Annotated in this window: 24 protein-coding genes; 17 read left to right on the top strand and 7 right to left on the bottom strand. The window is 59.3% G+C overall.

The genetic code is table 11. The features are described 5' to 3' along the window. Position 1: 1 nt before the first annotated feature. From ACF0H7_RS21005 to ACF0H7_RS20995, 3 genes are all read left to right on the top strand, one after another. Positions 2-1,240: a CaiB/BaiF CoA transferase family protein gene (locus ACF0H7_RS21005; protein ID WP_397448788.1), complete on the top strand. Its 1,239-nt coding sequence runs from the start codon at positions 2-4 to the stop codon at positions 1,238-1,240. Between the two features lie 137 nt (positions 1,241-1,377). Next, positions 1,378-1,593 carry a hypothetical protein gene (locus ACF0H7_RS21000; protein WP_397448787.1) on the top strand — a complete coding sequence of 72 codons (216 nt, stop codon included), beginning with the start codon at positions 1,378-1,380 and terminating at the stop codon, positions 1,591-1,593. A 155-nt stretch (positions 1,594-1,748) separates the two neighbouring features. Next, complete coding sequence (locus ACF0H7_RS20995) at positions 1,749-3,413, top strand: VRR-NUC domain-containing protein (RefSeq protein WP_397448786.1); 1,665 nt, start codon at positions 1,749-1,751, stop codon at positions 3,411-3,413. Here the strand turns inward: ACF0H7_RS20995 and ACF0H7_RS20990 are convergent. Then, complete coding sequence (locus ACF0H7_RS20990; RefSeq protein WP_397448785.1) at positions 3,394-3,807, bottom strand: cupin domain-containing protein; 414 nt, start codon at positions 3,805-3,807, stop codon at positions 3,394-3,396. The two genes, ACF0H7_RS20995 and ACF0H7_RS20990, sit on opposite strands and share 20 nt — an antisense overlap. 226 nt (positions 3,808-4,033) lie before the next feature. Next, on the bottom strand, positions 4,034-5,707 hold the full coding sequence (locus ACF0H7_RS20985; protein WP_397448784.1) for a sigma 54-interacting transcriptional regulator: 1,674 nt from the start codon (positions 5,705-5,707) through the stop codon (positions 4,034-4,036). 346 nt (positions 5,708-6,053) lie between these two features. Here ACF0H7_RS20985 and ACF0H7_RS20980 point away from each other — a divergent pair, with 346 nt between their 5' ends. From ACF0H7_RS20980 to ACF0H7_RS20950, 7 genes are all read left to right on the top strand, one after another. Continuing rightward, complete coding sequence (locus ACF0H7_RS20980; protein WP_397448783.1) at positions 6,054-6,302, top strand: phenol hydroxylase subunit; 249 nt, start codon at positions 6,054-6,056, stop codon at positions 6,300-6,302. Between the two features lie 96 nt (positions 6,303-6,398). After that, positions 6,399-7,394: an aromatic/alkene monooxygenase hydroxylase subunit beta gene (locus ACF0H7_RS20975; protein ID WP_397448782.1), complete on the top strand. Its 996-nt coding sequence runs from the start codon at positions 6,399-6,401 to the stop codon at positions 7,392-7,394. After that, complete coding sequence (locus ACF0H7_RS20970) at positions 7,391-7,663, top strand: MmoB/DmpM family protein (protein ID WP_397448781.1); 273 nt, start codon at positions 7,391-7,393, stop codon at positions 7,661-7,663. The genes ACF0H7_RS20975 and ACF0H7_RS20970 overlap by 4 nt, the downstream gene beginning before the upstream one ends. Positions 7,664-7,698: 35 nt before the next feature. Then, a complete protein-coding gene (locus ACF0H7_RS20965) occupies positions 7,699-9,225 on the top strand; it encodes an aromatic/alkene/methane monooxygenase hydroxylase/oxygenase subunit alpha (RefSeq protein ID WP_397448780.1) in 1,527 nt (508 codons plus the stop codon). A gap of 13 nt (positions 9,226-9,238) precedes the next feature. Beyond that, on the top strand, positions 9,239-9,598 hold the full coding sequence (locus tag ACF0H7_RS20960) for a phenol hydroxylase subunit P4 (RefSeq protein ID WP_397448779.1): 360 nt from the start codon (positions 9,239-9,241) through the stop codon (positions 9,596-9,598). Positions 9,599-9,608: 10 nt separating this feature from the next. Next, the gene (locus tag ACF0H7_RS20955) at positions 9,609-10,670 is read left to right on the top strand and encodes an NADH:ubiquinone reductase (Na(+)-transporting) subunit F (protein ID WP_397448778.1); all 1,062 of its coding nucleotides are present in this window, start codon (positions 9,609-9,611) and stop codon (positions 10,668-10,670) included. Positions 10,671-10,774: 104 nt separating this feature from the next. Beyond that, the gene (locus ACF0H7_RS20950; RefSeq protein WP_397448777.1) at positions 10,775-11,686 is read left to right on the top strand and encodes a transporter; all 912 of its coding nucleotides are present in this window, start codon (positions 10,775-10,777) and stop codon (positions 11,684-11,686) included. Between the two features lie 174 nt (positions 11,687-11,860). On the opposite strand, the gene ACF0H7_RS20945 is transcribed toward ACF0H7_RS20950, so the two are convergent. Next, positions 11,861-12,154, bottom strand: coding sequence for an antibiotic biosynthesis monooxygenase family protein (locus tag ACF0H7_RS20945; RefSeq protein ID WP_397448776.1), 294 nt, complete (start codon positions 12,152-12,154; stop codon positions 11,861-11,863). Positions 12,155-12,298: 144 nt separating this feature from the next. Next, positions 12,299-13,732, bottom strand: a complete 1,434-nt coding sequence (locus tag ACF0H7_RS20940) for a PLP-dependent aminotransferase family protein (protein ID WP_397448775.1) — start codon at positions 13,730-13,732, stop codon at positions 12,299-12,301. 203 nt (positions 13,733-13,935) lie between these two features. Here ACF0H7_RS20940 and ACF0H7_RS20935 point away from each other — a divergent pair, with 203 nt between their 5' ends. Further along, the gene (locus ACF0H7_RS20935; RefSeq protein WP_397448774.1) at positions 13,936-14,376 is read left to right on the top strand and encodes a carboxymuconolactone decarboxylase family protein; all 441 of its coding nucleotides are present in this window, start codon (positions 13,936-13,938) and stop codon (positions 14,374-14,376) included. Positions 14,377-14,466: 90 nt separating this feature from the next. On the opposite strand, the gene ACF0H7_RS20930 is transcribed toward ACF0H7_RS20935, so the two are convergent. Continuing rightward, positions 14,467-15,366 carry a LysR family transcriptional regulator gene (locus ACF0H7_RS20930; protein ID WP_397448773.1) on the bottom strand — a complete coding sequence of 300 codons (900 nt, stop codon included), beginning with the start codon at positions 15,364-15,366 and terminating at the stop codon, positions 14,467-14,469. Positions 15,367-15,542: 176 nt separating this feature from the next. Between ACF0H7_RS20930 and ACF0H7_RS20925 the strand changes: the two genes are divergently transcribed. Next, the gene (locus ACF0H7_RS20925) at positions 15,543-15,977 is read left to right on the top strand and encodes a DoxX family protein (protein WP_397448772.1); all 435 of its coding nucleotides are present in this window, start codon (positions 15,543-15,545) and stop codon (positions 15,975-15,977) included. Between the two features lie 116 nt (positions 15,978-16,093). Here the strand turns inward: ACF0H7_RS20925 and ACF0H7_RS20920 are convergent, their stop codons facing one another. After that, positions 16,094-16,417 carry a hypothetical protein gene (locus tag ACF0H7_RS20920; RefSeq protein ID WP_397448771.1) on the bottom strand — a complete coding sequence of 108 codons (324 nt, stop codon included), beginning with the start codon at positions 16,415-16,417 and terminating at the stop codon, positions 16,094-16,096. An 11-nt stretch (positions 16,418-16,428) separates the two neighbouring features. Here ACF0H7_RS20920 and ACF0H7_RS20915 point away from each other — a divergent pair, with 11 nt between their 5' ends. The 5 genes from ACF0H7_RS20915 (at position 16,429) to pstB (ending at position 20,380) form a co-directional block, all read left to right on the top strand. Further along, positions 16,429-16,581, top strand: coding sequence for a hypothetical protein (locus ACF0H7_RS20915; RefSeq protein ID WP_397448770.1), 153 nt, complete (start codon positions 16,429-16,431; stop codon positions 16,579-16,581). 64 nt (positions 16,582-16,645) lie between these two features. Beyond that, positions 16,646-17,662, top strand: coding sequence for a phosphate ABC transporter substrate-binding protein PstS (pstS, locus tag ACF0H7_RS20910; protein WP_397448769.1), 1,017 nt, complete (start codon positions 16,646-16,648; stop codon positions 17,660-17,662). 74 nt (positions 17,663-17,736) lie between these two features. Continuing rightward, positions 17,737-18,732, top strand: a complete 996-nt coding sequence (gene pstC, locus ACF0H7_RS20905; RefSeq protein ID WP_397448768.1) for a phosphate ABC transporter permease subunit PstC — start codon at positions 17,737-17,739, stop codon at positions 18,730-18,732. Next, positions 18,729-19,601 carry a phosphate ABC transporter permease PstA gene (gene pstA / locus ACF0H7_RS20900; RefSeq protein ID WP_397448767.1) on the top strand — a complete coding sequence of 291 codons (873 nt, stop codon included), beginning with the start codon at positions 18,729-18,731 and terminating at the stop codon, positions 19,599-19,601. Before pstC ends, pstA begins: the two co-directional genes overlap by 4 nt. After that, positions 19,601-20,380, top strand: a complete 780-nt coding sequence (gene pstB, locus ACF0H7_RS20895) for a phosphate ABC transporter ATP-binding protein PstB (RefSeq protein ID WP_397448766.1) — start codon at positions 19,601-19,603, stop codon at positions 20,378-20,380. The genes pstA and pstB overlap by 1 nt, the downstream gene beginning before the upstream one ends. Here pstB and ACF0H7_RS20890 read toward each other — a convergent pair. After that, complete coding sequence (locus ACF0H7_RS20890) at positions 20,361-21,320, bottom strand: LysR substrate-binding domain-containing protein (protein ID WP_397448765.1); 960 nt, start codon at positions 21,318-21,320, stop codon at positions 20,361-20,363. The genes pstB and ACF0H7_RS20890 overlap by 20 nt on opposite strands. Positions 21,321-21,533: the final 213 nt, after the last annotated feature.

Below are 21,533 nucleotides of genomic sequence, written 5' to 3'. Positions count from 1 at the left end.
AATGGGTGCATTGAGTGGACTTCGCGTACTGGACCTGAGCCGGGTATTGGCCGGGCCATGGTGCGGCCAGACCCTGGCCGATCTGGGCGCCGAGGTGGTGAAGATCGAACGACCGATCAGTGGCGACGACACCCGTGGCTGGGGTCCGCCGTGGATGAAAACCGGGGAGGGTGATGCCTCGGCCGAAGCGGCGTATTACCAATCGACCAATCGCGGAAAGCTGTCGGTGTCCATTGACCTGGCCAGCGTCGAAGGGCAGCAATTAGTGCAAGCGCTGGCCACCAGCTCCGATGTGTTGATCGAAAACTACAAGGCCGGATCGCTGGCCAAGTACGGGCTGGACTACGCAACCCTGGCCGAGCTCAATCCGCGCTTGATCTATTGCTCGATCACCGGTTTCGGCCAGACCGGCCCGCGCGCCGAAGAACCGGGCTATGACTTCATCATCCAAGGGATGGGCGGACTGATGAGCATCACCGGCGAGCGCGACGACTTGCCGGGCGGCGGTCCACAAAAAGCCGGCGTGGCGTTTTCCGACCTGATGACCGGGTTGTATTCCACGGTGGCGATTCAGGCGGCGTTGATCAGTCGCGAACGTACGGGCTTGGGTCAGCACATCGACATGGCCTTGCTCGATGTGCAGGTGGCGACGCTGGCCAATCAAAGCATGAACTTCCTCGCGTCGGGCAAAGTGCCGCCGCGCTATGGCAACGCCCACGCCAACATCGTGCCGTATCAGGTGTTCCACGCCAGCGACCGCGACTTCATCATTGCCTGTGGCAACGACAGCCAGTTCGTCGCCTTGTGCCAAAGCATTGGTTTGCCGGAGCTGCCCAACGATCCACGTTTCCGTCGTAACGCCGACCGCGTGGCCCATCGGGCGGAAATCGTCGCACTGCTGTCGGAGCATTTCCTCGGTGGTACGGTCGACGAGTGGGTGTCGAAGATTCATGCGTACAAGGTGCCGGTAGGGGCGATCAACAACATTGCCCAGTCGCTGGAGGAGCCGCAAGTCAAGGCGCGCAACATGCTGGTGAAGATCCCGCACCCGCAGAACAAGGACTTCGCCATGGTTGGCAGCCCGATCAAGATGTCCGGCACCCCGGTGGAGTACGAACGACCGGCGCCGATGCTCGGACAACACACCGACCAGGTGTTGGGTGAGCGACTGGGCCTTTCGTTGGCACAGCTGGATCAGCTCAAGGCGGTGGGCGTCATCGAACAGCTCAAAGGTGCCTGATTCGGGGTGATTTCCCGGCGCTGCCTGGGTTAACCTGTCCAGAGTGTCCTGTCTCGAAAATAATTGTTTCCGAGACAGGACACTTGAACGTGTGCAAGTAGCGCATCGACTTAAGTTAGTAGAAGGGAGACACCCCAATGGATGTGTACTCGCAAGCGTTGACCCAGGAACGACTGCTGTTCGCCACTATCTTCGGTGGCGACCAATCGCCGCTGAACGATTCGGACGCCGATGACGACGATGGCTACGGTGGCGAACTCGACCTGGACGTGCTGGGCCTGGATGACTTCATTGACTCGGACAAACTCGATTCAACCATCAGCGGGGATGTAGGGTCGTCGTCGTTGAGTTGAGTGCACCGCAGCCCCCCCTGTAGGCGCTGCCGAAGGCTGCGATGGACCGCATAGCGGTCCCTTCATGACGGTCGTGCCGAGCGCATAGCAGCCTGCGGCAGCGCCTACAGTTAGTTGTGCTCTGCCAGATAACCCACATAACTAAAAGTTCTCCCGTGATCAGCAATCCGCTCGAAAACCCCCTGTATTACCTCGACAACTTCCGCCACGTGCTGGAGTGGATCAGCGCCCGTTACGACGACCTGCTCGACCTGTCGGAACGGCAATTCATCGACGACTTTCTCGGTCTGCCGCAACCGGCGCAGGGCTTGCTGGTGCGCATGGTAATGCGCAAGGGCACGCTGTTTCGCGCGAGCAAGCTGAGCTATGACGAGATTGGCGAGGTGGTCGCGGCAGTCGTGCCGCTGGTGGTAAAAGGTTGGGTCGATGCGCGTCCGGCGTTGAATCTGGATGAGCTGTTCGCCCTGCTGCGCAAGGACGAATTGCTCGCCTGTTTCAAGGCGCACGGGCTGAAAAGCGCCGCGAAAAAAACCGAGCTGCAGGATCGCCTGCGCGAGCATTACCCGGAGGCTCAAGCGCTGGATCAATGGCATGCCGCGCTGGATGAGGTGATTTACGGCCTGACCGTGATGCCGCTGTGCGAGCGTTTGCGGCTGTTGTATTTCGGCAACCTGTATCAGGAGTGGTCGGAAATCGTGCTCGCAGATCTGGGGGTGTATCGGTATGAAACGGTCGATTTCTCGCGAGACTCCAGAGCCATTAATCAGCGCGCCGATATTGATGTGTGCCTTGAGCTGCATGCCTGTGCGCAAGCGCTGGAAGACGGGGCGGACTTGTCGGAACTGGCGCAGCAGGCGATTGCGATCGGCTGCGCCAACCCGTGGCTGCAGAGTCGTCGTGCCCGATTGCTGTTCAACATCGGCCAGCAGGCAGAACGGGTTCAAGACTGGCCACTGGCGTTGGCGGTGTATGGCGATTGCAGCTATCCCGGCGTCCGAGTGCGGCGGATTCGGGTAATGGAACGCAGCGAAGCCTTTGCCGACGCCATGGACATGCTGCAAATCGCGCAATTGGCCCCGGAAAATGCCGCCGAATCACAACACCTGCTGCGCATACTGCCGCGCCTGCAACGCAAATTGGGTCTGCCCACTGAGCGTCGTCGTGCGGCGGCGGTCTTGACCCGTCTGGACCTGACAGTGGATCAGGCGCTGGACCTGAGCGTCGAGCAGATGGTCCAACTGCACCTGGCGGACGAGGCAGGGCCGGTGCATTACGTCGAGAACGCACTGATCAATTCGTTGTTCGGTTTACTCTGCTGGCCGGCGATTTTCGCGCCGTTGCCGGGGGCGTTCTTTCACCCGTTTCATACCGGGCCGAGCGATCTGCACAGCCCGGATTTCCATGCGCGGCGAGCTCAGTTGTTCGATGACTGTTTGCAGCAACTGGATTCAGAGCGGTATCAAACGACCATTCGCCAGCACTTCTACAGCAAGCAAGGGCTGCAATCGCCGTTCGTGTTCTGGGGCGCGTTGACCGAGGAATTACTGGAACAGGCACTGCATTGCTTGCCCGCCGAGCACTTGCGGCACTGGTTTCGCCGCCTGTTGCTGGACATCAAGGCCAACCGCAGCGGCATGCCTGACCTGATCCAGTTTTACCCGGAGCAGCGGCGCTACCGCATGATCGAAGTCAAAGGGCCCGGCGACCGCCTGCAAGACAACCAACTGCGCTGGCTGGATTTCTGCGCCGAGCACGAGATGCCCGTCGTAGTCTGCTACGTGCAGTGGACGCCCCAGGGGCTTACTTCGGCATTGGGCTGAGCGGCGCGTCTTTCTCGTCGAGCACCATGTACACCAGCAGTTTTGCCGGTTTGGTGGCGCTGGCGTTCTTCGACACGTAGTGCTTGGCGCCTGCGGGTTCGTAGAAGGTCTGACCCGGTTTATAAGTAGTTTCCGGACCGTCGTTGACCTTGGATATGACCTCGCCTTCCAGCACGTAAGCCACGGTGGTGCCGGCATGGGTGTGCGCCATCGACGCCTGGCCCGGCAGGTAGTCGACGGTCAGGACCAACACTTTTTTACCCGGGATGTTCAGGGTAGGGTGCTCTTCCAGAATGGTGATCTTTTCGTGCTCAGGGTCATGGGCAAAAGCACCGAGGGAAACAGACAGAGCCAGTCCAGCAAGGGTCGCAGCGATGACGTTGAGTTTTTTCATGACGGTGTTCCTGGTGAGTGTCGGTGTGATCAAACTAAGCCAGGCATAGAGGGCGGGACACTCCCAATTCCGGGAAAGATCGGGTGACCAATTCCCTGACGACACAAACACCCCTGTAGGAGCTGCCGCAGGCTGCGATAAGGTCCGCAGGACCTTCAAGCCTTCAACAACGACGCCTGGTGCCCAGGCGATCGCAGCCTTCGGCAGCTCCTACAGAGAGTGGGCCTTACTTCTTCAACCGATACGCCAACGCCGGCCGGGTCATGCCCAGCAGGCGCGCGGCTTCTGAAACGTTCTGCTGAGTCCGTTTCAGCGCCCCTTGCATCAACGCCTGCTCGACGGTCTCCAGACTCAAGCCCAGGTCAATCAACTGCTCGACCCAGTCGCTGCCAATGTCGACTTCCTGAGTGACCAGATTGCCTTCGCTGGTCAGACCAATGCTCTGCGCCTCATCGGACAGGTGCGGAAACAGCGCTTCCACCGAGATGCTCTGGTTGTTGTCGGTGATGATCACCCCGCGCTCGATCAGGTTCTCCAGTTCGCGAATGTTGCCCGGCCAGTCATAGCGTAGACAGGCTTCCAGCGCGCGGTCCGAGAGGCCGAGGTTTTTCTTCTGGTAGGTGGCGTGCAGCTTGTCGAGGAAGTGCTCGATCAGCAGCGGAATGTCCTCGCGCCGTTCACGCAAGGCCGGAATCTTCACCGGATACACGTTGAGCCGATAATACAGATCCGCGCGGAAACGCCCGGCCTTGACCGCTTGTGCCAGGTCCTCGTGGGTCGCGGCAATGACCCGCACGTCGACGCGGCGGGTCTGGCTGTCGCCGACGCGCTCCAGTTCGCCTTCCTGCAACACCCGCAGCAGGCTGGCCTGGGCGCGGGGCGTGAGTTCGATGATCTCGTCAAGAAACAGCGTGCCGCCATTGGCCCGTTCGAAGCGGCCCATCCGCGATTGCTGGGCACCGGTGTAAGCGCCTTTTTCGACGCCGAACAGCTCGGCCTCGATCAGGTCCGGTGAGATCGCCGCGCAGTTGAGTGCAATGAAAGGACCGCCCGCGCGTTCGCTGCGCAGGTGCACGCTGCGGGCGATGATCTCTTTGCCGACCCCGGTTTCACCCAGCAGCAACACCGACGCTTTGCCCGGCGCGGCCTTGTCGATCAGGTTGCAGGTTTTGCGATACACCGCCGATTGACCGATGCCGTAAAACTGCCCGGCGCGCAGTTCCAGGCGTTGGCTCAGGCTCTCGACCTGAATCTGCAAGGTGCGCAGTTCATCGATGATCGGGTCACTCTGGAAATAGCGCATGAAGGCTTCGGCGTCGTCCCATTCCTCGGCGGGTTTGCCGATGATCCGACATTGCGAATCACCACAACCGCGACAGCTGACTTCCTTGTAGATGATTTGCCGACCGACGAAAAACGAGGTGTAGCTGATGGCATAGCCCAACAGCATCCAACACACCGGTTGCCGCGATTCCAGGTGCTCGCTCTGGTGGTTTTCCACCTCGAAGGAATCGAGCCATTCGATGTCGGCGTAGAACTGGCCGCTCTCCAGGTCGATGTTCATTTCAATCGGCCGCACATTGACCATGCCCTTCAAAGAGTGCAGTTGCGGGCCGGTGAGGAACATCTCGATATCGCTGCCATTTGGCCGAAGTTTACGCGCAAGTTCTGCATCTTTGAGCCCGGACTGATAGCCCAGACGCAGGAAGAATCCCTTGGCGCGCTCCTCGCCAATCATCTCGATCAGCTCCCGACGACACGAGGCCATGGCTGACACTTGCATCAGCAACATACGTTGTTCGTCGAGCCAGATCTTGCCTTCGCTGCCCAGAAACCGGATGCGGTCGGTCAAGTCCTTGAGCAACGGAGAATGCTCCGAAGCCCTGTATTTCATCGTCATGCACGCTGACCCCTGTTGTTTTTTTATAGGGACGTTTTGCAGATCCGGATCGCGTCTCAGGTAAACGGCAATCTCTGAATCCTTTTATTACACGGCCTGAATTCGCCGAGAAAGTCAATTGTGGGGATCGTTGGTCCATTTGCTCAAAAGCCGTTTTTCGATTGATCAAATGGTTAATTCCGGTCCTGCCGCCGGGTTGTGGTTCGGCGCTGGGAGGCGCACCCCGGGTGTGCGAGACGGTTATTTAATCCTTATAAATCAAGTTTTTAAGTTAATAAAAAATACCTTCCTCGCAGTCTGGCATAGCCGTTGCTCTGTCCTGATCAGCCCGAGCGAGGAGCTGAGCATGAAGCAGACACCCACCCCCTTTGATCGTATACCGCGCTACGTGCGGGTCCGCAGTCCGGAGCAGGCCACGTTCGTCGAGTTCGACTTCGCCATTGGCACGCCTGACCTGTACGTCGAACTGGTGTTGCCGCGCCAGGCGTTTCAGCAGTTCTGCGACGTCAACAACGTCCAGCACATGGACGCCCAGATGTGCGCGGCGGTCGATGCGGACATGCGCAAGTGGCGGTACGGCGAGTTGAGCGACTGAAGCGGGATGCCTGACAGGCACCAGACATTTTGCAGGCAACACCCAACATCGCCATACCGGCTGACCCCCACAAAAACAATGACAGGACCCTGAGCCATGAGTGTTGAAATCAAGACGACGACGGTAGCGACGATTCGCAATACCTTCAGTCATACCCGTCGCCGCTTCGGTGACAAAGTCGCCAGTCGCTATCAGGAAGCCAGTTTCGACCTGGAGTCGGCGACCAACTTCCATTACCGCCCGTTGTGGCAGCCGGACAAATTGCTCAACGACCAGACCCGCACCGCGGTGGTCATGGCTGATTGGGGTTCGGTGAGCGACCCACGCCAGTACTACTACGGCGCCTACGTCGGGGCGCGGGCCAAGATGCAGGAAAACGCCGAGCACGATTACGCCTTCTGCGAGAAGCGCAACATGCTCGCCAGCCTCGATCCGCAGAGCCGCCAACAGATCTGCACCTTGCTCCTGCCGCTGCGTCACGCTGAGCTGGGCGCCAACATGAACAACAGCAACATCGCCGCCGACGGCTTCGGCACCAGCCTGACCCAGATGCACATGTTCCAGGCCATGGACCGGCTGGGCATCGCCCAATACCTGACACGCATCGGCCTGATGCTCGACGACGGCGACGTGACCATTCTCGCCGAGGCCAAGCAATTGTGGATGGCCGATCCGGCCTGGCAGGGCCTGCGTCGCTACGTCGAAGACAGCCTGGTGGTGCGCGACTGGTTCGAGCTGACCCTGGCGCAAAACCTGGTCAGCGACGGTTTGGTCTACCCGCTGCTGTTCCATAAATTCGACGATCAACTGAGCGCCAACGGCGCCGGACAGGTCGGCATGCTCACCGAATTCATGCGCCTGTGGTTCGCCGAGAGCCAACGCTGGGTTGATGCGCTGGTGAAAACCGTGATCAACGAAAGCCCGGAGAACAAGGCCAGGGTCGAAACCTGGATCGATGTCTGGAGCCAGCGCGCGGTGCAGGCCTTGCGTCCACTCACCGCCAAAGGTCTCGACGCGTCGGCGCTGGACAGTGTCTGCAGCGAGTTCGCCACGCGCCTGAAGAAAATCGGCCTGACCGGAGTATCGGCATGAAATCCCGTGTGTACATCAACCTGCAGGACACCGATTACTCGCGCGCCATCGTCGACGCCATCGTCCAGGACAACCCCGGCGCCGAGGTGCAGTACCAGCCGTCGATGATCCGCATCGAAGCCGAAGGCCGCCTCGACATCCGCCGCGACACCGTGGAAGGCATCACCGGCAGCACCTGGGACATTCAGGAAATGCTGATGTACGTGATCACCCTCGGCGGCAACGTCGAGGAGGAAGACGACAGCTTTTCCCTGCACTGGAACAACTAATCGCCCCTACAACTACAAGAGCCGGGAGAAACCTCATGGCCGCTAAAAAACGCCTGAATGCGAAAGAGAAATACCGCTGCATGACCCGTGATCTGGACTGGGAGCCTAGCTACCAACGCCACGAAGATATCTTCCCCCACGAGCGCTTCGAGGGCATCAAGATTACCGATTGGGACAAGTGGGAAGACCCGTTCCGCCTGACCATGGACACCTACTGGAAATACCAGGCCGAGAAAGAGAAAAAACTCTACGCGATCTTCGATGCCTTCTCGCAAAACAACGGCCACACCACGCTGTCCGACGCCCGTTACGTCAACGCCCTGAAGCTGTTCCTGTCGGGCGTCACGCCGCTGGAATACCAGGCGTATCAAGGCTTCGCGCGGGTTGGTCGGCAGTTCAGTGGCGCCGGTGCGCGGGTCGCGTGCCAGATGCAGGCCATCGATGAGTTGCGGCATGTGCAGACGCAGATTCACGCCATGAGTCACTACAACAAACACTTCAACGGCCTGCATGACTTTGCTCACATGCACGACCGGGTGTGGTTCCTCTCGGTGCCGAAATCATTCTTCGAAGACGCCCGTACCGCTGGCCCGTTCGAGTTCCTGACGGCGATATCCTTCTCCTTCGAATACGTGCTGACCAACCTGTTATTCGTGCCGTTCATGTCCGGTGCGGCGTTCAACGGCGACATGGCCACCGTGACCTTCGGCTTCTCCGCGCAGTCCGACGAAGCCCGGCACATGACCCTCGGCCTGGAAGTGATCAAGTTCCTGCTGGAACAACACGAAGACAACGTGCCGATCATCCAGCGCTGGATCGACAAGTGGTTCTGGCGCGGTTACCGCCTGCTGACCCTGGTCGGGATGATGATGGACTACATGCTGCCGAACAAAGTCATGTCCTGGTCGGAAGCCTGGGGCGTGTATTTCGAAGAGGCGGGCGGGGCGCTGTTCAAGGACCTGGAACGCTACGGCATTCGTCCGCCGAAATACGTCGAAGAGGCCAACATCGGCAAGGAACACATCAGCCATCAGGCCTGGTCGATCTTTTACCAGTACAGCCAGGCCACCAACTTCCACACTTGGATGCCGACTGACGAAGAACTGGACTGGCTCTCGGCCAAATACCCGGACACCTTCGACAAGATCTACCGTCCTCGCTACGAGCACTGGCGCGCACTGCAAGAGAAGGGCGAGCGTTTCTACAACCCGACGTTGCCGATGCTGTGCCAGATCTGCCAGATCCCGCTGAGTTTCAGCGAGCCGGATGATCCGACCACGCTGAGCCATCGCAGCGTCGAGCACGACGGTGGGCGCTATCACTTCTGCTCTGACGGCTGCTGCGACATCTTCACCTACGAGCCGGAGAAGTACGTGCAGGCCTGGTTGCCGGTGCACCAGATTCTGCAAGGCAACTGCGGTGGCGCGGACGTCGAATCGGTGGTGCGCGATTACTACAACATCAACGCCGGCGAAGACAACTTCGAGTACCTCGGCTCACAGGAACACCGACGCTGGCAGGACTGGCACCCCAACGACAAGCAAGCATCCCAACAACAATAATGAGGACACGATCATGCCCGTGACTGCCATCGGCCCGTACCAAGGCCAAACCCTGGACCGCCAGGAGAACTTCAACGGTCTGCAACTGGTGTACCTGTGCTGGGAAAAACACCTGCTGTTTTGCGCGCCCTTTACCTTTCCGCTGCCGCCGGACATGCGCTTTGCCGACTTCATCGACAACGTGGTCAAGCCGTCGATTTCACAGCACCCGGATGCGCCTTCGGTGGATTTCTCTGCCGCCAGCTGGCGCCTGAACGGTCAGGCCTTCACGCCGAACAACACGGCAAGCCTGATCGCCAACGGTATCGACCACAAAAGCATGCTGCATCTGGCGACCCCAGGCTTGAACGGCATTGCTGGCACGTTCAACTGAGGAGACGGTCATGAGTTATCAAGTCACCATCGAACCGACCGGCGAACAGATTGAGGTGGAGGAGGGCCAGACCATCCTTCAGGCGGCCTTGCGCCAAGGCGTGTGGTTGCCGTTTGCCTGCGGTCACGGCACCTGCGCCACCTGCAAGGTGCAAGTCCTCGAAGGTGAGGCCGACCTGGGCGCGGCGTCGTCCTTTGCGCTGATGGACATGGAGCGCGACGAAGGCAAGATCCTCGCCTGCTGCGCCATCCCGCAAAGCGACATGGTCATCGAGGCAGACATTGACGTCGACCCTGATTTCGCCGGGCATCCGGTGGAAGACTACAGCGCGGTCGTCACCGCGCTGGTGGACCTGTCGCCGACGATCAAGGGCGTGCACCTGAAGCTGGATCGGCCGATGGCGTTCCAGTCGGGGCAGTACATCAACCTGCAATTGCCGGGCATCGAAGGCACGCGGGCGTTCTCCCTGGCCAACCCGCCGAGCCGCGCCGATGAAGTCGAATTGCACGTGCGTTTGGTCGAGGGCGGCAAGGCCACCGAGAACATTCATCATGAGTTGCAAGTGGGCGACTGCGTCGAGGTGTCGGGGCCATACGGGCAGTTCTTCGTTCGTACTTCCCAGGCCGGTGACTTGATTTTCATCGCTGGCGGCTCGGGCTTGTCCAGTCCGCAGTCAATGATTCTCGACCTGCTGCAAGCCGGCGACACACGGCGCATCGTGCTGTTCCAGGGCGCGCGCAATCGCGCCGAACTGTACAACCGCGAACTGTTCGAAGGGCTGGCCGAACGGCACCCGAACTTCATCTACGTCCCGGCCCTCAGCCAGGCCGAAGGTGATAGCGAATGGAGCGGCTTCAACGGCTACGTGCATGAAGCGGCGAAGGCGCATTTCGACGGCCGTTTCAGCGCCAACAAAGCCTACCTGTGCGGCCCGCCGCCGATGATCGATGCAGCGATCACCTGCCTGATGCAAGGGCGGTTGTTCGAGCGCGACATCTTCATGGAACGCTTCTACAGCGCCGCCGACGGCGCCACGGAGACGACGCGCTCGGCACTGTTCAAACGTATCTGACACCTTTCGCCAAGGCTTGGTTGCTGCCCACTGCTTTTTTGGGGGCCGGGCAGCGCTTTGCCTGGCGATCACCCACCACAACAAAAACAATAAAGGTCTACATGATGAAGAGAGCGTCAGGCGTCAACACTCAGCGTGGTTTGTGCTGTGCAGGATTGAGTCTGCTGGCGGGGCTCAGCGCTGCGGTTCAGGCCACCGAAGGCGGGGGATCGACTTACCCGATGGGCGTGGAAAACTACATGTCTGGGGCCATGCCGCCGCCGGGGCTGTATGCGCAGTTTTACGTTGGGCATTACGAGGCCGATTCGCTGCGGGACAACGGCGGGCACAAGGTTCCGGTGGATTTTCGCGTGCAGGCCAACTCGATTGCGCCGCGCTTGATCTGGGTCACCCATTCGCAGGTGTTGGGCGGCAGTCTGGCGTTCCACACCATCGTGCCGCTGGTGGACCTAAAAGTGAATCTCAACGGGCAGTCGCAACGCAAGCAAGGCCTGGGCGATATCATCTTCGGCCCGGCGCTGGGCTACCACTTGAGCGACAAACTGCACATCATCGCCGCCGTGGACTTCCTGGCCCCGACCGGAGACTACGACAAGCACGACTTGACCAACATCGGCCGCAACTACTGGGCGGTCCAGCCGGTGTTGGCGCTGTCGTACGTCGATCCGACAGGGCTGAATATCGATGCCAAAACCATGTATGACATTAACTTCAAAAACAACGACACCGATTATCGCTCGGGGCAAGAGTTACATGTCGACTATGCCGTGGGTTGGGGTTTTGGTCAGGGCTGGGTGGTGGGCGTGGGCGGTTATGCGTATCAACAGACCACCAATGACAAACAGTTTGGTGACACGATTGAAGATAATAAAGGGCGTGCGTTTGCTATCGGCCCTTCGGTTAAATACACCAGTAACAAGGGCTGGTTTTTAACGGCGAAGTGGGAGCAGGAAACCGACGTGCGTAACAGGGCGCAGGGTGATGCTTATTGGATGAAATTAACCGTTCCGTTTTAATCCCATTCGCCAACAACTTGGCTCCCGCAATAAAACGCATTGCATCGATGTTGAGGTAATACACTTGCCCTGTAGGAGCTGCCGAAGGCTGCGATTGCAATGCGTCAGGAGAATTGCTTCGCAGCCTTCGGCAGCTCCTACAGAGGACCGCATTCTTCGGTGGGAGCCAATTTGTTAGCGAACAACAAAACTATCGAGCTGTATCCCGCGCACTACATTGCACTGTAATAACCCCATCAACTCTGTCAACGCCGGGTGCTGGAAATGCGCCTTCATCGCCGCCTGGCTCTGCCAATGCCCGGTAATAACCCACGTCAGCGGGTCGGCATCGCTGCGAGTGATGCGATAAGCGAGACACTCCGATGTTTCTCTCAACGTCTCTACAATCCCGGCAAGTTGACCGATGAGTGCATCGGAATGATAAGTAATGGCCTGCACCTGAATAGTATTGATCGCTGCGATAAACATGCGGGGGTCTCCAGAGTTAATACCAGGCGTGAGGGTGCGCCTGTCTGGTGAAGTAAAAAATCAGGTTGTTATTACAGGGTTAGAATAACGTGCAGTGCGTACCAGACCTATATCCAATTTTACGGTAAGTGACGAGGCCAATGTTTAACTGAGTTGGTTGAGCAAGGACTTGAGCCGATCCAGCGCCGGGTCGATGTCCAGAGTCTCGATGGCGCCGAAACCGAGCAGCAGACCCGGTTTACTTTCTGCATCATGGAAGAACGGTGCCAGGGAATACAGGCCCAGTTCGACCTTTTTCCCCAGTTCGATCAGCAGCGCAATATTCACCGGCACCTTGCACAACACGGCCATGTGGAAGCCGGCCGTGGAGGGCACCACATCGAACCAAGGCGCGAGGTCGCTGTTGAGTCGCGCGAGGATTCGCTCCCGGCGCCCGGCATAGATTCCCAGGCAGCGGCGAATGTGTTTTTGCAGGTAACCGTCGGCGATGAACTTGGCCAGCGCCCATTGCGGCAGGGTCGAGGTATGGCAGTCGGTCAACTGCTTGGCGATGATCACCGCCTCGAGAATCGCTGGCGGCAGCACCGCATAACCAAGGCGCAGTTCCGGCAGCAGGGTTTTCGAGAAGGTGCCGACGTAGGCCACGTTGCCGCGATCATCCATGCTTTGCAGGGAGTCCGTCGGTCGACCTTCGTAGCGGAATTCGCTGTCGTAGTCGTCCTCGATAATGATCGCCCCCAACTGCTGGGCGCGGTTTAACAGCGCGACCCGGCGTGCGTTGCTCATGGGCATGCCCATCGGGAACTGGTGCGATGGCGTGACGTAGATCAGACGCGTGCCGTCGGGAATCAGGTCGACGCGGATGCCTTCATCGTCCAGCGGCACGCCGACCACGTTTGCGCCTTGCGCGGAAAACAACAGGCGGGCCGGGCTGTAGCCGGGGTCTTCCATGGCCACGGTGTCGCCCTGGCGAATCAATACGCGGGCGATCACATCCAGCGCTTGTTGCGCGCCATTGCACACCACCACGTCGTCATCGACGCAAACCACGCCGCGCGCGAACGAGATATGCCGGGCGATGGCTTCGCGCAGCGCGGGCAGGCCTTCGGGCTGGCTGTAGTAGCCGCGCGAATTGGAAATCTGGCGCAGAGCGTGTTGCGTGCAACGGCGCCATTCCTCGTCGGGAAACTGGTTTTTCACCGTGGCCCCGCCGATGAAATCGTAGCGCGCCATGCCCTCCAGCGTCGGGTGCCGTAGCGGGGATTTGAGGTTGTGCCAATAGTCGATCAACTCGGCACTGGCAAAGTCGGTATGGCTTTGTTTGCGGCGGCTGATGGGAATTCGCGCGTTGACGAACGTGCCGCTGCCGATCTTGCCCACCAGAAAGTTTTCGTAAGTGAGCACGGCGTAGGTATCGGATATGGTCTTGCGCGAGATCCCCAGTTGCTCGGCCAGCAGGCGGCTGGGTGGCAGTTGGGTGCCCGGTGCCAGACGGCCGGACTCGATAGCGTCGCGCAATTGCTGGTAGAGCTGACTCGCCAGATCCTTGCGGCCGTTGATGACAACATGAAGTTCCATATGGGTGTCCTGTCGGCTGCTCGTGCGACGCGCAGAGTACCTGCAAGCTTAGTGCGCTGAGAAGTTGCCCCCTGAAATTGTCGAAAATTGGTCTGCTGCTCTTGAGCCCTTTGGTGTGCTGAAAATAGCCGCGATTGGTTATAGGGGAACAACAGCCTGCAGCTTAGTGTGGAGGTGATGAATTTTCAGCCTCAGGAGCTGTTATGGAACCCCGTCTGGATTACTACGCAGCCTCGCCAGAAGCCGTCACGGCGATCCTCAAGCTGGAGGCGGCGAATTTTGATTTCGCGATTGAGAAACCCCTGCTGGAACTGATCAAACTTCGCGTCTCGCAGATTAACGGTTGCTCGTTCTGCACCGACCTGCACGCGACTGAGGCGCGCAAGAGCGGCGAAACCGAGCGCCGTTTACACGCCTTGCCGGTGTGGCGCGATGCACCGTTCTTCAGCGCGCGGGAGCGGGCAGGGCTGGCCTGGGCCGAGTCCGTAACCCTGGTAGCGCAGACCCACATCCCGGACGATATTTACGCGCTGTTGTGCAGTGAGTTCAGTGAACGGGAGCGGGTGGACTTGACCGTGGCCATCGCCACGATCAACAGCTGGAACCGCCTGGCCGTGAGCTTTCGGGCGCAGCCGACGTTGTAACCTGTAGGAGCTGGCTTGCCAGCGATCAGCTTGACGTGGTGCATCAGACAAAACGCCATCGCGGGCAAGCCCGCTCCTACAGAAGCAATATCAACTTGCCTGCTGTACAAACCGTTCAATCAACCATCTAGCCGCCGGCCCCGGCGGGGTGTCGGTGCGGTAGATCACGTCGAAGGTGTAGGGCTGGCTGCGAATCTCCGGCAGGTCCAGTTGCACCAGTCGGCCGCTGGCCAGGTCATCCTCGACCCGGTCGACCGGCATGTTGCCCCAGCCAATGCCTTCACGCAGCAACATGTGTTTGGCACCCAGATCCGCCAGGCGCCAGGTGCGCGGGCTGACCACGGCGTAGTCCCGGTCGCGGGTCAGTTGTGAGCGATCCGACAGCACCAGTTGCACATGCTCGCGGGCCGCCCCCGGAGGGTTTGGATTACCCAAGGCCAATGGATGATCCGGCGATGCCACCGGAATCAGCGCAATGCTGCCAATCCCGATACGTTCGATACCACTGACTTCGGTGTGGTATGGGCTGCTCACGCCCAGCGTCGATTCGCCGTCCAGCACCGACTGGGCAATCGCCCCCAGCGCTTCGATCTGCAGTCGCAAGGTGACCGTGGGAAAGGCCAGGCTGAACGCCTTCAGTGCATCGGCCACCCGCGAGGCTGGCAGCATCACGTCCAGCGTCAGGCGTATTTCGGCTTCCAGGCCCTGCATCAGACCTTTGACCTTGGCCCGCAAGCCATCCACGCCATTGAACACGGTGCGTGCTTCCACCAATACCGTGCGTCCGGCCTGGGTGAGTTGCGGTTTGCGGGTGGTCTTGCGGTCGAACAACTGCACGCCCAATTGCGACTCCAGGTTGGCAATGGCATAGCTGACCACCGATGTCGCCCGGTACAGCTTGCGCGCGGCACCGGCAAAGCTGCCGGTTTCCACCACTGTGAGAAACGCCCGAAGCTGATCAAGCGTCGGCGTACCTGGATCTGCACTCATGACGGTTTCCTCGAACGTATCGCTGCAATTTACCAGTGATCATTCGAGCACGTTCGAAAAAATAGAACATAAACCGAGAAATTAGACGGCTATTGCGTTATGCGGCGCGCAGGCAGACTTCACTCCATCGCAGCAAGCCATGCCGGTTTCGCTGACTAAATCAGGTGATAACTTCCATGTCGCAATCCGCCGCTTCTACCTCGACCCAAAACGTTTCCGACGCATCTTCCGTCAACGCCAGCGTGGCATTGGGCGGGCGAATCCTGCTCAGCCTGATCTTCCTGCTCTCGGGTTTCTCGAAAATCACCGCCCCGGCGATGATGATCGGCTACATCCAGTCGGTGGGCTTGCCGCTGCCTGCGGTAGCGCTGGGGTTGGCGATTCTGGTTGAGGTTGGCGGCGGCATCGCGTTGATCCTCGGCTACCGCACCCGTTTGGTTGCCACTGTCATGGCGCTGTTCACTGTGGTCACGGCCCTTGCCTTCCACCACAACCTGGCTGACCAGAACCAGTTCATTCACTTCTTCAAGAACATCGCCATGGCCGGCGGCCTGCTGCAAGTGATCGCCTTCGGTGCCGGTCGCTTCAGCCTGGATGCCCGCCGCGCTTAAGCAACACAGAACATAAAAAAGCCGAAGTGGCGACACTTCGGCTTTGTTGTTTCTGCAGGCGGGGAGGATTGATGACTTCCTGTAGCCGGACTGCCAGGGGCTGCGAATTTACCCAATCACTTGGTCCCGCCGGCGCCAGCCCCTGCGCCACCGCCGCCACTGCCGCCCATGCCCGAGCCGTTGCTCATGCCGCCGCCATTGGTGGTGCCTGCACCGGTGCCGCCGCCGTTGCCTTTCATGACGTTGGTGTCGTTGTCCTGGGATTGTTTGCCCATGTTGCCGACCCCATCGGTTTTCGTGCCGTTTTCCATGCTGGCCGGGGTTCGCGGGGCGTTGTCGACCGGATCGGTCGGGCCGGTGGAGGAGGAACTGGTCGCCGCCAGGGCGGCCGTCGACAGCAGACTGGTGAGGGCCAATGTGATGATCTTCGTCTTGAGCATGATGAATCTCCATGATTAAGGTCGATACACACATTGGTGTCTGGCGCAACGCCGTAGGTGCCGTGCCGGCCGACGAGCGGCAGCGCTCTAGCAAGGGCTTTGCTGTAGGACTTTTCGCACCAACTCGACAGACTGTCATCAAGCAGAAATATTTCGCGCATTAAATAGTCACGGCTACTTCCTTGTGGACGAATTCCACAAACCCCCCATTTTTGAGGTGTTGCCGAGATGTTGCTGACTAAAAATCGCCTGACGCTTTTGCTGGCTTCGCTCTGCCTGAGCGGCATGGCACACGCGACTGATGTAACCGGTGCAGGCTCTAGCTTCGTATTCCCGGTATTGTCCAAGTGGTCCCAAGACTACGGCACCAGTACTCAAAACCGCATCAACTACCAGTCGATCGGTTCGGGCGGCGGTATTGCTCAGATCAAGGCAGCCACCGTTGACTTCGGCGCTTCCGATGCTCCTCTGTCGGCTGACGACCTGAAAGCTGCAGGCCTGGGTCAGTTCCCAAGCGTAATCGGCGGTATCGTTCCAGTGATCAACGTCGAAGGCGTCAAGCCTGGCGAGTTGAAGCTCGACGGCGAAACCCTGGCGAAGATTTTCCTCGGCAAAATCACCAAGTGGAACGATCCAGCGATCGTTGCGTTGAACTCGGGCGTGAAACTGCCTGACGCCAACATCACTGTGGTTCACCGTTCGGACGGTTCGGGCACTACCTTCAACTTCACCAACTACCTCGACAAGGTCAGCCCTGAATGGCACGCCGGTCCTGGTTTCGGTACTGCTCCACAGTGGCCGGTCGGTGTAGGTGGCAAGGGTAACGAAGGTGTGGCTGCTTACGTCAAGCAGATCAAGAACTCCGTCGGTTATGTCGAGTACGCCTACGCTAAAACCAACGGCATGAGCCACGCTCAACTGAAAAACGCCGCTGGCAAGTTCATCGAGCCTAACGCCAAAGCCTTCCAGGCTGCCGCTGACACTGCCGATTGGGCAAGCGCCAAAGACTTCAACCTGATCATGACCAACGCACCGGGCGACACCGCGTGGCCGATCACTGCTACCACCTGGATCATCATGTACAAGTCGCCGAAAAACGCCGAGCAGAGCAAGGCCGCTTTCGACTTCTTCAAATGGTCCCTGGAAAACGGCCAGCAACAGGCTGCAGCACTGGACTACGTAGCGCTGCCTGGCTCGTTGGTTCAGCGTATTGAAGGTTACTGGAAGTCCGACTTCAACCGTTGATCTGAAGCCTTTGGCTCCCCCTCGTCGAACTGCAAGGTTCGGTGTCGGGGAGCATTCTTGCGAGTGGACCATTGATGACTGATAACGCCCAAACCATGTCCACGATTCTCTCTTCCACAGACAGCCTCAGCGATAAACGCGCTGCCCGCGACCACCGCCACGACGTCTGGTTCAGACGCTCGATGCAGGGTGCCGCGATGCTGGTTCTGTTGCTGCTGGCCGCCATTGCCGGTTCCACATTGTGGGGTGGCAGCCTGGCGTTCAGGACATTTGGCCTGGATTTTTTGACCAGCACTGAGTGGGACGCGGTCAATAATCATTTTGGTGCTGTGGTGCCGATTTACGGCACGCTGGTGACATCCTTTCTGGCTTTGCTGATCGCCGTACCGGTGAGTTTCGGCATTGCGATTTTCCTGACTGAAGTCGCGCCACCGTGGTTGCGCATGCCGATTGCCTCGGCTGTTGAACTGTTGGCGGGGATTCCGTCGATTATTTATGGCATGTGGGGCTTGTTTGTATTCGGGCCGTTCATGGCGCAATACCTGTCACCGTGGATCAATGACTACCTGGGCGCATTGCCACTGGTGGGCAAGCTGTTCCAGGGTCCGCCATTGGGTATCGGCATGCTGACTGCCGGTATCGTGCTGGCGATCATGATCTTGCCGTTCATTACCTCGGTGATGCACGAGGTGTTCCGCAGCGTGCCGACGACCTTGAAAGAGTCGGCTTACGCGTTGGGCAGCACGACCTGGGAAGTGGTCTGGGACATCGTCTTGCCTTACACCCGTTCGGCGGTGATGGGCGGGGTGTTCCTCGGCCTCGGTCGCGCCTTGGGTGAGACCATGGCGGTGACCTTTGTGCTGGGTAACGCGCCGCAATTTTCGGCGTCTCTGTTAATGCCAAGCAGTTCGATTGCCTCGGTGATCGCCAACGAATTCAGTGAGGCTTACACCGACCTGCATCGCTCGGCTCTGATTGCCCTGGGCTTCCTGCTGTTTGTCGTTACCTTCATCGTGCTGGCGCTGGCGCGATTGATGTTGAGCCGCCTGTCGCGCAAGGAGGGTCTATGACCGATAACGAAAGTCTGTATCGCAAGCGCAACCTGAAGAACAAGGTGGCGATGGTCCTGAGCTGCGGCGCGACGCTGTTTGGTCTGTTGTGGCTGGTGTGGATTCTGCTGACCACCGTGATCAACGGCTTCAAGGCGTTGAACTTGCGTTTGTTCGCCGAGATGACGCCACCACCGGGCAGTTCCGGCGGTCTGGCAAACGCCTTTTACGGCAGTGCAATGATGTCGGGCATCGCCTTGTTGATCGGTACGCCGATTGGCCTGATGGCGGGGATCTGGCTGGCAGAGTTCGCGCGTCACTCGAAGCTGGGCGCGGCCGTGCGTTTCATCAACGACATTCTGTTGTCGGCACCGTCGATTGTGCTCGGTCTGTTTGTCTACACCGTGGTGATTCTGCCGCTCAACTCAATCACCAATCACCAGGTCGGCTTTTCTGCTATTGCCGGCGCCATCGCCCTGGCCTTGTTGGTGATTCCGGTTGTGGTGCGCACCACTGACGAGATGCTGCAACTGCAACCGTCGACCATGCGCGAAGCCGCGCTGGCACTGGGTGTGCCGCAGTGGAAGCTGACCCTGCAAATCGTGCTGCGCGCAGCCAAGGCCGGCGTCGTGACCGGTATCTTGCTGGCACTGGCACGGATCACCGGGGAAACCGCACCGCTGCTGTTCACCGCGTTCGGCAACCAGTTCTGGAGCAGCAACCTGCTCAAGCCGATTGCCAGTGTCCCGGTGGTGATTTTCCAGTACGCCATGAGCCCGTTCGATGACTGGCACTCGCTGGCCTGGGCCGGCGCGCTGATCCTCACTCTGTTCGTGTTGTGCCTGAGCCTGCTTTCCCGATTTATCCTTTTGCGTAATAGGTCCGTCTGATGAATAGCCAAGCCCTTGTCAACGAAAAAACCAAAATCCGTGTACGTGGCCTTGAGTTCTTCTACAACGACCACCGTTCGCTGAAGTCCATCGACATGGACATCCCCGAGAAGCGCATCACCGCGATCATCGGGCCGTCGGGTTGCGGCAAGTCGACCTTGTTGCGCGTGTTCAACCGCATCTACTCGATGTACCCGAAGCAGGAAGCGCGCGGCGAAGTGCTGCTCAACGGCGAGAACATCCTGGCTCCAAGCTATTCGATGAACCGCCTGCGCAGCCACGTCGGCATGGTGTTCCAGAAGCCGGTGCCGTTCCCGATGTCGATCTACGACAACATTTCCTACGCCGTGCGCCATCACGAGTCGCTGTCGCGCCGTGAAATGGATGATCGTGTCGAACAAGCGCTGCACGGCGCGGCGCTGTGGGATGAGGTGAAGGACAAGCTGAAGCAGAGCGCACAAAGCCTGTCCGGTGGTCAGCAACAGCGTCTGTGCATCGCCCGGACCATCGCCTTGCGTCCTCAGGTGTTGTTGCTGGATGAACCGACCTCAGCCCTCGACCCGATTTCCACCGGGCGTATCGAGCAGTTGATCACCGAGCTCAAAGAGCAGTTCACCGTGATCATCGTGACCCACAACATGCAACAAGCGGCGCGGGTGTCGGACTACACCGCGTTCATGTTCATGGGTGAACTGATCGAACACGGCGACACCGACACTATCTTCACCAAGCCGGGCAAGACCCAGACCGAAGACTACATCACTGGTCGTTTTGGCTGAGTGAAGGTTTGGCAGCGGCAGGCGCCATCAGCCTGTCGCTCATAAACGTCTCAAGCCTGCCGCGCATCCAGCGCTCAGCCGGGTCGTTATCGGTCAGGCTGAGCCAGGCCATCGACAAGTCGAGGGTCGGGGTGACGAAGGGCAGCGGTTCGTAGGTCAACAGACCACCACTGGCTGCCGCCATGGCGCTGGCGGTGTAGTTCGGCAGGTTAGCCAGAAAGTCAGTACCGGCCATCAACGCCGGCAGGGTGCTGTACTGCGGCACCGACAGCACCACATGGCGCTTGCGCCCAATCGCCCTCAGCCACTCATCCGAGAAGCTGCTGATATCGGCGGTATGCGACACCACCACATGCGGACGCGAACAGTATTCATCGAGGGTCAGCGGCGTGCCCGACTTGTCGGCGCGCAGTACGCGCGGCATGACGGTACGCAACTCCTTGCGCTTGGCATTCGCCGGCAAATCACCCGTGCGACTGACACCGACAGTGATGTCGCCACTCATCAGCAGTTCCGACATGTTCCAGTGATCGACGTGTTTGACCACGATCACGATGTTCGGCGCTTCGACGCGCACCGAACGCAGCAGCGCCGGCAACAGGCCGTACTCGACGTCATCGGACAGGCCGATGCGAAAGGTCATGGTGCTGTGCGCAGGATCGAAATCGCGGGTCAGGCTCAGGGCGGTGGACATCGCATCCAGCGCCGGTGACAGGTACTGGATGATCTCCAGCGCCCGGGCGGTGGGCTCCATGCGATGCCCGACGCGAATGAACAGCGGGTCGTTGAGCAGCGCGCGCAAGCGGTTCAGGGCAGCGCTGATCGTGGGTTGACCGAGGAACAGCTTCTCGGCGGCGCGGGTCACGTTGCGTTCCTGCATCAGCGTTTCGAACACCACCATCAAGTTGATGTCGGCCTTGCGCAACTCATTGCGATTCATCGGTTACTGCCCCCTGGATCCTGCATTGCGCAAAAAATATCTCATGGCCCGGCGACAGTTTAGGAAGCGACGGGGAGTAACGTCTACAACGGTTTGGATCAACACTACTTATGTCTGATAGCCGTCTTTATACCCAGACCTGAATTTTGAGACCGGCGCAAATCCACTGTGGAGCTGGCTTGCCTGCGATGAGCCTGATGCAGTCTTTCAGAC

This window comes from Pseudomonas sp. NA-150, assembly GCF_044336365.1.
Lineage (GTDB): Bacteria > Pseudomonadota > Gammaproteobacteria > Pseudomonadales > Pseudomonadaceae > Aquipseudomonas.
Note: the sequence above shows the minus strand (reverse complement) of the source record. Positions and strands in the feature narration are given on the sequence as shown.

What these genes read in the sequence shown, in the direction of transcription:
- ACF0H7_RS21005 (WP_397448788.1), top strand. Translation starts at nt 2, where the DNA reads ATGGGTGCATTGAGTGGACTTCGCGTACTGGACCTGAGCCGGGTATTG.
- ACF0H7_RS21000 (WP_397448787.1), top strand. Translation starts at nt 1,378, where the DNA reads ATGGATGTGTACTCGCAAGCGTTGACCCAGGAACGACTGCTGTTCGCC.
- ACF0H7_RS20990 (WP_397448785.1), bottom strand. Translation starts at nt 3,807, where the DNA reads ATGAAAAAACTCAACGTCATCGCTGCGACCCTTGCTGGACTGGCTCTG.
- ACF0H7_RS20985 (WP_397448784.1), bottom strand. Translation starts at nt 5,707, where the DNA reads ATGACGATGAAATACAGGGCTTCGGAGCATTCTCCGTTGCTCAAGGAC.
- ACF0H7_RS20980 (WP_397448783.1), top strand. Translation starts at nt 6,054, where the DNA reads ATGAAGCAGACACCCACCCCCTTTGATCGTATACCGCGCTACGTGCGG.
- ACF0H7_RS20975 (WP_397448782.1), top strand. Translation starts at nt 6,399, where the DNA reads ATGAGTGTTGAAATCAAGACGACGACGGTAGCGACGATTCGCAATACC.
- ACF0H7_RS20970 (WP_397448781.1), top strand. Translation starts at nt 7,391, where the DNA reads ATGAAATCCCGTGTGTACATCAACCTGCAGGACACCGATTACTCGCGC.
- ACF0H7_RS20965 (WP_397448780.1), top strand. Translation starts at nt 7,699, where the DNA reads ATGGCCGCTAAAAAACGCCTGAATGCGAAAGAGAAATACCGCTGCATG.
- ACF0H7_RS20960 (WP_397448779.1), top strand. Translation starts at nt 9,239, where the DNA reads ATGCCCGTGACTGCCATCGGCCCGTACCAAGGCCAAACCCTGGACCGC.
- ACF0H7_RS20955 (WP_397448778.1), top strand. Translation starts at nt 9,609, where the DNA reads ATGAGTTATCAAGTCACCATCGAACCGACCGGCGAACAGATTGAGGTG.
- ACF0H7_RS20950 (WP_397448777.1), top strand. Translation starts at nt 10,775, where the DNA reads ATGAAGAGAGCGTCAGGCGTCAACACTCAGCGTGGTTTGTGCTGTGCA.
- ACF0H7_RS20945 (WP_397448776.1), bottom strand. Translation starts at nt 12,154, where the DNA reads ATGTTTATCGCAGCGATCAATACTATTCAGGTGCAGGCCATTACTTAT.
- ACF0H7_RS20940 (WP_397448775.1), bottom strand. Translation starts at nt 13,732, where the DNA reads ATGGAACTTCATGTTGTCATCAACGGCCGCAAGGATCTGGCGAGTCAG.
- ACF0H7_RS20935 (WP_397448774.1), top strand. Translation starts at nt 13,936, where the DNA reads ATGGAACCCCGTCTGGATTACTACGCAGCCTCGCCAGAAGCCGTCACG.
- ACF0H7_RS20930 (WP_397448773.1), bottom strand. Translation starts at nt 15,366, where the DNA reads ATGAGTGCAGATCCAGGTACGCCGACGCTTGATCAGCTTCGGGCGTTT.
- ACF0H7_RS20925 (WP_397448772.1), top strand. Translation starts at nt 15,543, where the DNA reads ATGTCGCAATCCGCCGCTTCTACCTCGACCCAAAACGTTTCCGACGCA.
- ACF0H7_RS20920 (WP_397448771.1), bottom strand. Translation starts at nt 16,417, where the DNA reads ATGCTCAAGACGAAGATCATCACATTGGCCCTCACCAGTCTGCTGTCG.
- ACF0H7_RS20915 (WP_397448770.1), top strand. Translation starts at nt 16,429, where the DNA reads ATGATTAAGGTCGATACACACATTGGTGTCTGGCGCAACGCCGTAGGT.
- pstS (WP_397448769.1), top strand. Translation starts at nt 16,646, where the DNA reads ATGTTGCTGACTAAAAATCGCCTGACGCTTTTGCTGGCTTCGCTCTGC.
- pstC (WP_397448768.1), top strand. Translation starts at nt 17,737, where the DNA reads ATGACTGATAACGCCCAAACCATGTCCACGATTCTCTCTTCCACAGAC.
- pstA (WP_397448767.1), top strand. Translation starts at nt 18,729, where the DNA reads ATGACCGATAACGAAAGTCTGTATCGCAAGCGCAACCTGAAGAACAAG.
- pstB (WP_397448766.1), top strand. Translation starts at nt 19,601, where the DNA reads ATGAATAGCCAAGCCCTTGTCAACGAAAAAACCAAAATCCGTGTACGT.
- ACF0H7_RS20890 (WP_397448765.1), bottom strand. Translation starts at nt 21,320, where the DNA reads ATGAATCGCAATGAGTTGCGCAAGGCCGACATCAACTTGATGGTGGTG.